Annotated in this window: 11 protein-coding genes; 4 read left to right on the forward strand and 7 right to left on the reverse strand. The window is 37.0% G+C overall.

Going from position 1 to position 12862, the window contains the following annotated elements; genetic code table 11:
* Positions 1 to 2: 2 nt before the first annotated feature.
* The 4 genes from ACRWSG_RS22010 to ACRWSG_RS22025 form a co-directional block, all read right to left on the reverse strand.
* Positions 3 to 1256 (reverse strand): methyl-accepting chemotaxis protein, encoded by a 1254-nt coding sequence (locus tag ACRWSG_RS22010; RefSeq protein WP_462167529.1) that lies wholly within the window; start codon positions 1254 to 1256, stop codon positions 3 to 5.
* Positions 1205 to 1486: a PAS domain-containing protein gene (locus tag ACRWSG_RS22015; RefSeq protein WP_462167530.1), complete on the reverse strand. Its 282-nt coding sequence runs from the start codon at positions 1484 to 1486 to the stop codon at positions 1205 to 1207. Before ACRWSG_RS22015 ends, ACRWSG_RS22010 begins: the two co-directional genes overlap by 52 nt.
* Positions 1487 to 1710: 224 nt before the next feature.
* Entirely contained in the window at positions 1711 to 2019 is a 309-nt protein-coding gene (locus ACRWSG_RS22020; RefSeq protein WP_054552227.1) for an excalibur calcium-binding domain-containing protein, read from the reverse strand.
* Between the two features lie 618 nt (positions 2020 to 2637).
* Positions 2638 to 3201 (reverse strand): lipid-binding SYLF domain-containing protein, encoded by a 564-nt coding sequence (locus ACRWSG_RS22025; protein WP_054553327.1) that lies wholly within the window; start codon positions 3199 to 3201, stop codon positions 2638 to 2640.
* Positions 3202 to 3335: 134 nt separating this feature from the next.
* Between ACRWSG_RS22025 and ACRWSG_RS22030 the strand changes: the two genes are divergently transcribed.
* Both ACRWSG_RS22030 and ACRWSG_RS22035 read left to right on the forward strand, forming a co-directional pair.
* Positions 3336 to 4547 (forward strand): tyrosine-type recombinase/integrase, encoded by a 1212-nt coding sequence (locus ACRWSG_RS22030; protein WP_462167531.1) that lies wholly within the window; start codon positions 3336 to 3338, stop codon positions 4545 to 4547.
* Entirely contained in the window at positions 4547 to 5734 is a 1188-nt protein-coding gene (locus ACRWSG_RS22035) for a cation:proton antiporter (RefSeq protein ID WP_054553329.1), read from the forward strand. The genes ACRWSG_RS22030 and ACRWSG_RS22035 overlap by 1 nt, the downstream gene beginning before the upstream one ends.
* Before the next feature lie 36 nt (positions 5735 to 5770).
* On the opposite strand, the gene ydiJ is transcribed toward ACRWSG_RS22035, so the two are convergent.
* Positions 5771 to 8815 (reverse strand): D-2-hydroxyglutarate dehydrogenase YdiJ, encoded by a 3045-nt coding sequence (ydiJ, locus tag ACRWSG_RS22040; RefSeq protein ID WP_462167532.1) that lies wholly within the window; start codon positions 8813 to 8815, stop codon positions 5771 to 5773.
* A gap of 147 nt (positions 8816 to 8962) precedes the next feature.
* Between ydiJ and ACRWSG_RS22045 the strand changes: the two genes are divergently transcribed.
* The gene (locus ACRWSG_RS22045) at positions 8963 to 9172 is read left to right on the forward strand and encodes a PGPGW domain-containing protein (RefSeq protein WP_054553331.1); all 210 of its coding nucleotides are present in this window, start codon (positions 8963 to 8965) and stop codon (positions 9170 to 9172) included.
* A gap of 80 nt (positions 9173 to 9252) precedes the next feature.
* Here ACRWSG_RS22045 and ppsA read toward each other — a convergent pair whose 3' ends face one another.
* Positions 9253 to 11628: a phosphoenolpyruvate synthase gene (gene ppsA, locus ACRWSG_RS22050; RefSeq protein WP_462167533.1), complete on the reverse strand. Its 2376-nt coding sequence runs from the start codon at positions 11626 to 11628 to the stop codon at positions 9253 to 9255.
* 151 nt (positions 11629 to 11779) lie between these two features.
* Here ppsA and ppsR point away from each other — a divergent pair, with 151 nt between their 5' ends.
* The gene (gene ppsR, locus ACRWSG_RS22055; protein WP_054553333.1) at positions 11780 to 12589 is read left to right on the forward strand and encodes a posphoenolpyruvate synthetase regulatory kinase/phosphorylase PpsR; all 810 of its coding nucleotides are present in this window, start codon (positions 11780 to 11782) and stop codon (positions 12587 to 12589) included.
* A gap of 63 nt (positions 12590 to 12652) precedes the next feature.
* On the opposite strand, the gene ACRWSG_RS22060 is transcribed toward ppsR, so the two are convergent.
* Positions 12653 to 12862: 3-deoxy-7-phosphoheptulonate synthase (locus tag ACRWSG_RS22060; protein ID WP_462167534.1), on the reverse strand; the 210-nt coding region annotated here is incomplete at its 5' end.

The following is a 12862-nucleotide window of genomic DNA, read 5'->3' on the forward strand; positions in this document are numbered from 1 at the left end:
GTTTAATCAAGCTCTTTACAGTCATGAGCAAAATCTTGAGCTGCTGTTATATTTCTTGCGATCGATTGACTTGCCGTTAGCTGTTCTTTTATCGCTTGGGCTACAACACTATTAAGCTCACTTAGTTTGATTGATTGCGCTTTAATATGGTCTAAACTATCGCCACTTTGATGGGCAAGCTTAACACTTTTGGCCGACAAATCTAGTCCGTCATTCATGGCAATTTGTGCTTGTTTCGAAGCGTGGGTGAGTTGATTTAATACATTGCTAATTTCTTCTGTTGATTGCTGAGTTCTAGACGCTAGAGCTCGTACTTCTCCTGCAACTACCGCAAACCCTCTGCCATGCTCACCTGCGCGGGCTGCTTCAATTGCCGCATTTAAAGCAAGTAAATTAGTTTGATCTGCGATGGCATTAATCTCAGAAAGAATTGCCACAATATCTTGATTTCCTTGGATTAAGTTTTCTACATAATTGCTTGCGGCATTGAGTTTTTCGTCAAGTTCACTAATTGAATTTATAGTTTGTCTAACAGCAAGTGAACCGTCTTCTGTTGCTTGATTCGTTAACTCAGAAGTTTGGCTTGATTTCATCGTGCTAGACGAAAGTTCATCAATAGAAGCGGTCATTTGTTCTGTTGCTACAACAATTTGTGAAACTTCGTCAGTTTGTTTATTTAAAAGCTCCGTAACATTATGGCCAGACTCAGCACAATGTTGGGCATTGTAATTAACACCCACACTAACATCATTCACACGGCCAACAACTGCTTTTAGTTTTGCTTTTTGCATCTCAAGTGCAAGATATGCAAAGCCAGATTGATCATTGGTACCAGAATACAGGTAAGCCATTATGGGGTTATCGTATACTTGTTTTGCTTTACTAATAAGTGCTAAATATTTTTGGCGCCAAAAATACATAAGCCCATTAGCTGATGCTAAAAATAGTACAAGTACACAATTAAAAATATTAAATCCAGCACTGAATAGGGCAGCCAGCGAGCATAAAAAGCTAATTAGCAACAGGGCACTTATGTAAAGAGTGGCATCATACTTTACTGCTGTAGCATGAGACTTTTGGTTGTTGTTTATTTTTGCATATTCAGCAGTTGCTCTTTGTACAACTTCATCACTCTGTTTGGTTCTGACTGATTGGAATTCAATGATATTACCAGTTTTATCTTTAATAGGTGTTACAAAGGCATTCACCCAGTAGTAATCACCATTTTTACATCGATTTTTAACAGGTTCATCCAAGATTGACCATTTTTAAGATGGTGCCATAAATCAGCAAAAGCAAGCTTTGGCATATCAGAATGACGAACGAGATTGTGTGGTTTATGCACCATTTCGTCGAGGGAATATCCGGCTATTTTACAAAATTCATCATTGGCATAAGTAATATTGCTATTTAAATCTGTAGTTGATAATAGGATAGATGATTCAGAAAATTTAACTTCATTGCTATTTATTAGTTGGCTATTCACAGTGCTGTTCACTTTTTTAGAATAATTATAATAGTAAAGTATTGTTTATTGCCGATATTATTATTGTGAAATAAACAAGGAAAGTCTTATTTAAATAAGTTTTGTCCTATATCAATTTACACCTAAGTAATTGATATGGAATTAAGAAAATTCATATTTTTCGTAAATGCGGAGGAAAACTTTAATTCTAAATAGAATTTAGAATTAAAGTTAAACTATAGAAATTAAAACCTAGGATCACCTTCACATAACTCACCATCATAATCACTATCTAAATCAGTATTTGGACAATGCCTATTGAAAAAATAGGCTTCTTCAATGGATGTCATTTGCTTACAGTATTGTCTGCCATCACATTCGAAATAACTTTCATTAGTAGAGAAGCGTTTTTGTTGTCTCTTATTAAAGCGTGCTTTTAAAGGTGCTATAACACGGCTATTGACTACCTCAGTAATAGATGTACCACCATTATTTGTAACGTAATATTCCCATCCCAAATACAAAAAAATTGTCAGCAAAATAAACTTTCTCATAGGACCTGCTAATAATTATAGTTATAAAGTTTGAAGAAAATGCATAAAATGTTAAAAGAGCAACTCTTCTAGTATTAAAGTATGGATATGCTACTAAGATGAAAATGAAAAGTTAAGTTTAATTAATGGTTTATCCAAGAAATCTGAATTTTCCTAGGAGGTGTAAGAAGAGATAACTTAAAAAACCCCGAACTACTTCTGATGTGGAACATCAAATGAAAAGATATAAAGTTATCAAAATTAGGTCGTTTATTTTGAATGGGCATTGTGCAAGCAAAGCAAGAGCAGATATACGAGATAGGTTTAAATGCTAAAAATATAAAAAGCTTTAACATCTAAACTGTTAGAGTAATACATTAAAAATAATTACGCATAACAAACTAATCTCTTGAGAACTATAAAAAACAACTAGCTATTTGTTCAAAGAACTTATTAATTGAAAGAGCGATAAATGAGTACTCATAAAAGATAGTAAAATAGATATAAACAAGTAAATTAACTACTAGAAACAAATTATACTTAATTACCCATAAATTAAGTTATGTTAAATTGAATAAAATAATTAAAAGTGGGAGTTAGGTTACTAACTAGCCCACTTTTAGAAGGGTTTAAAATAGCTTAATTTAGCTCAGAATCTACCCAAAACTTAGTGCCTTTAAGTACCGCTTGTAACGCAAGGCCATTTTCGGTTAAGGAATAAACAGTTACTTGGTCGGCAATTGCTTCGGCAACTAAAGCACCACCTTTATCTTCATATTTTGCTGCTGCATCTGCATTTCCACCGAATGCCCAACCATGTTCAATAAAGCGATTTACTGCTGCTTGATTATGAAAAACCATCACAACATTAAAGTCTTTAACACCTAAACCTAAGCCTAAACCTGCTTCACCCATATTCATGTAAGTTGATTTACCGGTTAAGTTATTTTTTACTACACCATAACCACCGCCAAAACTGGCTAAAACAACATTTACATTGGCATTATCAAAAACCGCATAACCAGCAGAGTTAGCAATTTGTTGTTTAACATCAGGTTTTTGAGCGTAAAGCTCACTTAATGTATTGTTTTTCATGCTTTGTACTAAAGCACGTTTTTCATCGGGAGATGCACTTCCTGTTGTAGCACAACCGGTTAAAATTGTAGTGATTAAAACTAAACTAATAGCGATAAACTTTTTCATACATATTCCTTGAATATTAGTATGGCAATCTAGTTAATTTTGCAAATACTATAGATATATTAAGTCCAATACTAGACAGTATCGGACTTTATGGTAATCTTATAACTAGCTATTTTACAAGATATTACATCATTATGCTCGTTGCTCTCGTCGATACACTAAAACAACTGCGTTACCAAATTGCCCATCTTGAAGATGATACTCTTGCAACAGAATATCCAGAACTTGAACACTTTATACATCAAGTTGGATTGACTGTTGCTGAATCAAAAAATGACTTAGCTTTTGTTTATCAGTTTTTATATGTGTATGACCGAAAATCAGAAGCCACATTTAATCGTTTTCGAAATGAGCTTGAGCGTTTTTGTTTATGGTCGTGGTTGTTTGCTGAAAAATCGGTATTTGATCTAAAACGTGAAGATATTGAAGCCTATGTTGATTTTATGGTTGAACCAGATTCAGCCTGGTTGTCAAGTTCAGTGCAATGGCGTTATAAAGATGAACAAGGCATAAGACGACTAAATACAAATTGGCGCCCTTTCATCAATAAAGAAAATATTGCTAGCCAACAAACACTCGCAGCTATGTTTACAGCTTTAAATGTTTTTTATAAGTTCGCAATTTTAGAAGAAAAAACCTTTGCTAACTTTGTACCGGTTGTTAAAAAGAATAGCCCTTACTTAGTTGTGCAATCGCAAATTAAAATTCCCGATACACTTAGTGATATTCAATGGGAATATGTTTTTGGTGTTACTCGTGATTTATGTGAACAACAACCTGATTTAGAAAGAAATTTATTCACACTTGCTTGCTTAAAAGGATTGTACTTACGAATATCTGAGTTATCCGAGCGCCCTCAGTGGTCACCCGTTATGTCACATTTTTGGCAAGATAATGATGGTTTTTGGTTTCTAAGAATTATGGGTAAAGGCAATAAATTACGTGATGTTACCTTAAGTGAAGATTTTATATCATATCTAAAACGTTATAGGCTTTACCGTGGTTTACCTGCCCTGCCCCGCGTTGATGAAGCTGAGCCGTTAGTTCATAAAATTCGTGGTAAAGGTGGAATGACTGTTCGTCAAATTCGTCGTTTGGTTCAGCAAAGTTTTGATTTAGCAAAACAATCTCTTTTAGATGACGGCTTTAAAGATGATGCGGAACAACTTGAAGCGGTCACTGCTCACTGGTTAAGACATACCGGTGCAACACACGATGCCCAAACAAGACCGCTAAAACATTTATCTGAAGATTTAGGTCATGCAAAAATTGCTACGACAGATCAAATCTATATTCAAACAAATATAAAAGAACGTGCAAAGTCCGGAATAAAAAGGAAAGTGTAATGGAATATACAATACTGGCATCAGTTGGCTTAGCTTTATTATTTTATTCACTGACGATTCGGCAATTAGAGCGAACAGAAATTACCGGGCCAATGTTTTTTGTGTTGGTCGGAATTGCAATGTCTTACTTTTTGCCGAGTGAGTTTAAGTTAGGCGAAGCCGGACTCAGTGACATTTTACCTTTGGTTGAATTAACCTTAAGTATTTTTTTATTTACCGATGCCGCCAAATCAAAACTTCCCGTATTAAAACATAGTTATCAGTACCCTAGCCTGTTACTTTTTGTTGCTTTGCCGATGACATTACTGTTAGGTGTAGCTGGCGGGTTGTTTTTCTTTTCGGAGTTATCACTTTTTCAATCTGCTTTGATTGCGGTAATCTTAACGCCGACTGATGCCGCGCTTAGCAAAGGAATTTTAGAATGCACATCGGTTCCAGAGAAAGTTCGCGAAGGAATAAATACGGAAAGTGGTTTGAACGATGGCCTTTGCGTACCCATCTTTTTAATTTTACTTTTATTAGCTCAAAATCCAGAAAGTGCTGTAACGACAATTGATACTTTACTTGTTTTTGCAAGAGAGTTAGGTGTAGCACTTATTGTTGCAGGCGTGTCGATGGCTGTGTTTATTCCACTTTTAAAAATAGCATTAGCACGTCATTACTTTGCAAATAATAGCAGTCCATTTTTATTGATTGGCTTAGTCATGGCTATTTTCTCTTTAACACAAAATTTTCATGGCAGTGGCTTTATTGCTGTTTTTGTTTCGGGGCTTTTATTTGATTACTTAGCACCTAAAAAAATTCGTTCAACACTAGTTAAAGACTCTGAGCATATCGCTGAATTTGTTGCGCTACTAATTTGGTGTTTATTCGGTTTTGTATGTGGTCACTTAATTGTGAATGATATCACTTGGTCAATTATTTTTTATGCGTTATTAAGTGTGACGATTTTTAGAATTGTGCCGGTACTCCTTTCACTTATGTTTACTAATCTAAATTTCAAAGACAAATTTACTTTTGCGTGGTTTGGTCCAAGAGGTTTGGCGTCTATCGTTTTCACTTTAATGGTGATGGATACAGTAATTGAAAACAAAGAACAAATTGCCACAGTAACATTAACAACCATTTTATTTAGTGTGTTCATTCATGGCATGAGTACCAAGCCCATAGCAAAAAGTTACCAATAAAAAAGGCGCGTTGAGCGCCTTTTTTATTTTTACAACTTAAAGTAGCTCTGCAATTAATTGCAGTGGATGCTTTGGTTTAAATTTTTCATAGCGCTTCACTTGGCTACGACAAGAAAAGCCAGTTGCTAAAATAGTTTCAGGCTCATTACTTGAAATAATTGGTTGCCAACTCATTTCATAAAGAGCCCGTGAATTTTCTTGGTTTTGTTTTTCATGGTCGTACGTTCCTGCCATACCACAACAACCCGTACTGGTAGTTTCAAGCTGTAAATTTAGATCAGCAAAAATGGTTTGCCAAACTTTAGATGCATTCGGCATTGCTGTTGTTTCAGTACAATGACTCAACAATTTAAATGGCGAACTCGTTGTAGTGGCAAGAGTAACTTGTTTAAAGTTTTGCGTTTGAAGCCATTCATGCGCAAGCTCAACTTTAAAATCTCCACGGTTCTCTTTTAAAATTGACACATATTCATCTCGGTAACACATAACCAAAGATGCATCGAGCCCAACTAAAGGAGCATTGATTTCACTGAGTGAATTTAAAAACTCAGCAGCATTTTTTGCTGTTGTTTTAAATTCATTTAAAAACCCTTTTACATGCTGTGCTTTACCATTAGGTTTAAATGGTAATAGCATAGGTTTTTTGCCTAACGCTTTAATGACTTTAATAAAGCTTTCGACTAATTCGGCTTCGTAAAAACTCGTGAATGGATCTTGTACTATCAGTACATATTCAGCTTGTTGTTCTTTTGAAAGTGAATTAAGTAATTCAAAATTAAAATGCTGATCTTTTGAAATACGTTTAGAAAGTTGCGGTATGCTTAAACTTGGCGTATCAACATAACCAATGGTATTTTTAATTAATCCTGAAACAAGTTTTGTATTTACTATTGGATTTACCACTTTAGCAAATTTTGCCATCACCGGCGCAGTTTGTTCGATGCCTGCTACTAAATAATCTTTTGCTGGGCGCGCATAATAACTGTGGTAGAAATTTAAAAAGCGTGAACGGAATGTTGGTACATCAACTTTGATTGGGCAAGCAGTAGTGCATGCTTTACAAGCTAAACACTCGTCCATTGATTCTTTTACTTCATGAGAGAAATCATAAACGCCTTTTTTCTTATCGCGACTATGTTGATAGCGCTCCCACCAAGTGATTACTTCGCCATTAACTAATTCTTTTTCGACATTGAGTAAATCAATATTTTCAGACTCTTGAAGGCGCAACCACTCGCGCATTAAACTTGCGCGACCTTTAGGTGAATAACGGCGGTCACCTGTTACTTTATAAGATGGACACATTGGTGATTTTTCATCATAGTTAAAACACAGACCATTACCATTACAGGTCATCGCGTTATTAAATTCAGTTTTAACATCGATAGAAATTTCTTTGTCGAACCAGGCACGCTTTTGATCATCAACAGAAACGAGTGAGTCTTTACTTTCAATTGGCGTACAGATTTTACCTGGGTTTACTCTATTATTTGGATCAAATACCGCTTTGATTTTTCGAAGTTGTGTAAATAAATGCTCGCCGAAAAATTCAGGGCCATATTCACTTCGATATCCTTTTCCGTGCTCACCCCACATCAATCCGCCATATTTTGCAGTCAGTTTAACGACTTCATCTGAAATATGGCGAAGTAATTTTTCTTGCTCTGGATCACACATATCTAAAGCAGGTCGTACGTGTAATACACCGGCATCAACATGGCCAAACATACCATATTGAAGGTTGTGGTTATCGAGAAGTTCACGAAACTCGACTATAAAATCGGCTAAGTTTTCTGGTGGTACTGCAGTATCTTCAGCAAAAGCTAACGGTTTTTGACTGCCTTTTACATTTCCTAAAAGGCCCACTGACTTTTTACGCATTGCATAAATTTTTAATATATCAGCTTTGTCATTCGTTAACTGATAACCGATCACGCCATTAGTTTGTTTTTCAACACATTCATCGAGTAGCTTACAAAGAGTGTCTACTTTATCTTTAATGTCTTCTGGTGAAACCGCATTAAACTCAACCATGTTGAGCCCTTGCATATCTTTGTTTTCAACATCGGTTATTAAGTCCGATACTGAATGCCAAATGATATCTTCTCGAGCAAGGTTAAGTACTTTGCTATCGACTGTTTCTACAGAAGTTGCATTTGCTGCGACTAGAAAGGGTGAATGACGAAGTGCAGAATCAAAGCTATCGTATTTAATATTGATTAATGTTTTAAATTCAGCAATGGGCGTAATATTTAGTTTTGCTTCAGTAACTATACCTAATGAACCTTCGGAGCCAGTAATTAATCGGCTCATATCAAAGGTTTGTAAATCATCAGAAAAAATATGTTCTAAATCGTAGCCGGTCAGAAAACGGTTTAAACGTGGGAATTTTTCTAAAATAGCGTCTCGATTCTCAAGGCCAATATCAAGAACTGTTTTATATAACTTACCTACTGTCGTGTTTTGTTCAGCAATTACTTTTGCTTTTTCAATAGGCATAGGGGTTGTTGACATTTCAGTGCCATCAACAAGATAAGTTGTTAGGCCTAAAACGTGATCACTTGTTTTGCCATAAACCAAAGAGCCTTGACCTGATGCATCTGTATTTATCATTCCACCGATTGTTGCACGGTTACTTGTTGATAAATCGGGCGCAAAGAAAAAACCGTAAGGACGCAAAAAGTCGTTTAATTGGTCTTTTATTACACCCGTTTGCACGCGCACCCAGTTTTCTTCGACATTGATTTCTAAAATTTCACGCATGTAGCGAGATAAATCAACAACTATACCTGGGGTTAGCGATTGACCATTAGTACCTGTACCACCTCCGCGTGGACCAAAAGTCAGTGATAAAAACGGATCACGAGAAGCAATTTGCATAGCAAGTTGTATGTCTTTTGCTGACTTTGGAAAGATGACACCTTGAGGTACCTGTTGGTAAACGCTGTTATCGGTTGATAAACTTAAACGTGTAGAAAAGCTTGCATCGGTATCACCACTAAAACCTTGTTTTTGTATTGTATCTAAGTAATTAGAAACGAGTTCTGTGGTGGCTTGTTGTTGGCTTATTGTTGCTATCATGACGGTGATAAATTAAGGCATTTTGCAAATTATATCATGCTAATAGCTAAGATAAATTGAAGATTTTACAGTTTGTAACACTCTTTTTATCGATTTCGGGGGCAATACTTTTATACTGTGTATTAAAGCAGCAAATGAGATAGTCAGATGAAAAAAATTGCATTAATCAGTTTAGGTGCCTTGTGCATGTTATTGGGTTTAGTTTTTGTTATTATTCCCGGACCGTCGCTGATCTTCTTTATTGCAGGACTTTTCTGTTTATCTTTTTACTATCCTAAAGCGCGTGATTATTTAACCTTGTGCCAAAAGGCTCTGACTAAGTCATGTGCTTATATCGATAAAAAACTTGCTCGCTGATTTCTAATTGAGCTACAAAAATGCCAGCTAAGTGCTGGCATTTTTTATATCAGAATCATTATTTTAATTAAATAAAGTACTTAGTCGGCTAATTTCTTAGCAAGATATAACCAAGTTTCTAATACTGTATCTGGGTTTAGAGAAACAGAATCAATGCCCTGCTCAACTAACCAAGCTGCAAAGTCTTCATGATCTGAAGGACCTTGACCACAAATACCTACGTATTTGCCTTTTGCTTTAGCAGTTTGAATAGCCATTGATAATAGTTTCTTGATTGCAGGGTTACGCTCATCAAATAGATGGGCAATTAAACCTGAGTCACGGTCAAGACCTAATGTTAACTGAGTTAAGTCGTTTGAACCGATAGAGAAACCATCAAAATATTCTAAGAACTCATCTGCAAGTAACGCGTTTGATGGTAATTCACACATCATGATTACTTTCAGACCATTTTCGCCACGTTTAAGGCCATGTTCTTCAAGTAATTCAATAACGCGCTTACCTTCTTCAAGCGTACGAACAAATGGGATCATGATTTCAATATTAGTCATACCCATTTCGTTGCGAACACGTTTAATCGCTTCACACTCTAAAGCGAAACAGTCACGGAAGTCTTCAGAGATATAACGTGCTGCACCACGGAAACCAATCATTGGGTTTTCTTCTTCTGGCTCATATTGCTGGCCGCCAACAAGGTTTGCATATTCGTTTGACTTAAAGTCAGACATACGAACAATGACACGCTCAGGTGCAAACGCACAACCTAGTGTTGCAATACCTTCAACAAGCTTAGAAATATAGAATTCTACAGGTGATTCATAACCTGCCATCATTTCTGAGATTTCAGCTTTTAGCTCGTCAGATTGCGCATCAAAATTAAGAAGTGCTTTAGGGTGAACACCAATCATTCGGTTGATTACGAATTCAACACGCGCAAGGCCAACACCGGCATGAGGTAAGCGAGCAAAGTCGAATGCACGATCAGGGTTACCTACGTTCATCATAACTTTCATTGGTAATTCTGGCATTTCATCAACACGTGAAGTAAGTACTTCGTAATCTAAAATACCTTCGTAGATATAACCTGTGTCACCTTCGGCACACGATACAGTTACATCTTGGCCTGCTTTAATTAAATCAGTTGCATTACCACAACCAACAACTGCAGGAATACCTAATTCACGAGCAATGATTGCCGCGTGACAAGTACGTCCACCACGGTTTGTAACAATCGCAGCGGCACGTTTCATGATTGGCTCCCAGTCTGGGTCAGTCATGTCAGTAACTAGAATGTCGCCTTGTTGTACTTTGTCCATTTCATCAATTGAATCTAGTACGCGTACAGTACCTGAACCAATCTTGTGACCAATTGCACGGCTTTCAGCAACAACTGTGCTTGTACCATTTAATTGGAAACGCTCCATAACGTTAGCGTCTTCGTTTGAACGAACTGTTTCTGGACGTGCTTGAACGATGTAAAGTTTACCGTCGTTGCCGTCTTTTGCCCACTCGATGTCCATTGGACGACCGTAGTGCTTTTCAATAATAACAGCTTGCTTTGCAAGTTCTTGAACTTCAGCATCTGTGATTGAGAATTTGTTTGAAAGTGACGAATCTACGTCAACAATTTCAACTTGCTTACCATGTGATTCATCCGCTGAGTAAATCATTTGGATTGCTTTTGAACCAATGTTACGGCGAACTACCGCTGGTTTACCGTTAGCAAGAGTTGGTTTATGAACATAAAATTCATCTGGGTTTACAGCACCCTGTACAACCATTTCACCAAGACCATAGCTTGAAGTGACAAATACAACATCTTCAAAGCCAGATTCAGTATCAATACTGAACATAACACCTGAAGCTGCTTTATCTGAACGAACCATGCGTTGGATACCAGCTGATAATGCAACACCACGATGATCATAACCTTGGTGAACACGGTAAGAAATAGCGCGGTCATTAAATAGTGAGGCAAACACGTGTTTGATTGCAGTCATTACTGCATCAATACCACGTACGTTTAAAAACGTTTCTTGTTGTCCTGCGAATGAAGCGTCTGGCATGTCTTCTGCTGTAGCAGATGAGCGAACTGCAAATGAAACATCTTGTGATGCGTCGCCGTGTAGTTGGCTATATGCGTCGCGGATGGCTTGGTCTAGGTTAGGTTGGAATGGTGTATCGATAATCCATTGGCGGATTTCGGCACCGACTTTAGCGAGTGTATTTACATCATCCACATCCAATGTGTCTAAAATATCGTGGATTTTTGAGTTTAATCCAGATTGCTCTAGAAACTCATTGAATGCATCAGCGGTTGTAGCGAAACCACCTGGCACTTGAACACCAGCGTTAGCTAGGTTTGAGATCATTTCACCAAGTGAAGCGTTTTTACCGCCAACACGAGGAACATCTTGCATACCAAGCTCTTGATACCAGAGAACGTATTCTTGCACGGATCTTCTCCATAAACAAATTGTAGTACTAACTGTGAGAGTTAAGAAAGAAAACCTTCTAAAAAGGTCGTAGTCATTCTACACTGGCAACAGACCTCACGTAAACCGTGAAGCCCCTATTTTGCAGATAAAGGTAATAAAAAGGTTAAATATGAGAACTGCATTTTATATTTCTGATGGAACAGCAATCACCTCTGAAGTCTTTGGTCATGCGACCTTATCTATGTTTCCTGTTGAGTTTAATCACAAAACAATTCCTTTTGTTGAAACAGAAAAAAAAGCAATTGAAGTTAAGAACTTAATTAATTCAACAGCGCAACGTGATGGAGAACAGCCACTCGTGTTCTTCACTTTTGTAAACCACGAGCTAAGTGAAATTATTAAATCGTCTTGCGCGGTGTGTTATGACTTTTTATCACAATACAGTGATAAAATTTCTCAAGAGTTAAAAGTTGCGCCAGTACCAAAGGTTCATAGAACGCATTCGATGCACGAGAAAAGTTATGATTTTCGTATTGATGCGGTTAACTATGCGTTGACCAATGATGATGGCGCTAACATTAAAAACTATGCTGAAGCCGACATTATTTTAGTAGGTGTTAGCAGAAGCGGTAAAACACCAACTAGTTTATACCTGGCATTACAATATGGTATCAAAGCGGCGAATTACCCGCTGACAGAAGATGATTTAGAAAGAGGCACCCTGCCTGAGTGTTTAAAAGCTTACAAACATAAACTTTTTGGTTTAACGATTGACCCTGTTCGCCTTGCCGATATTCGCCAGCGTCGTATGGCTAATTCAAAATATGCGTCTTTAAAACAGTGTCGTATCGAAGTGCGTGAAGTAGAAATGCTTTATAAAAAACAGAAGATTCAATTTTTAAATTCGACTCATCATTCAGTAGAAGAAATTTCTGCAAAGATTATATCTGATACTGGTCTTGAAAGACGTAAGTACTAACTTATTTTAGTATCGGACATTAAAGAAGGCTGCAATATGCAGCCTTTTTTGGATAACTTAGTGTTACTTACGTGCGTCTTTTAATAAATCAGCAACTAAGAAACCTAGTTCTAAAACTTGATCTGCATTTAGGCGTGGGTCGCACTGAGTGCGGTAGCGCTGTGCTAAATCTTCATCAGATAAGCCATATGCACCACCAGTACATTCAGTCACGTGCTGGCCAGTCATTTCAAGGTGAACACCACCTGGGTATGAACCTTCAGCTTTGTGTAC

It is taken from the genome of Pseudoalteromonas sp. GB43, from assembly GCF_054923805.1.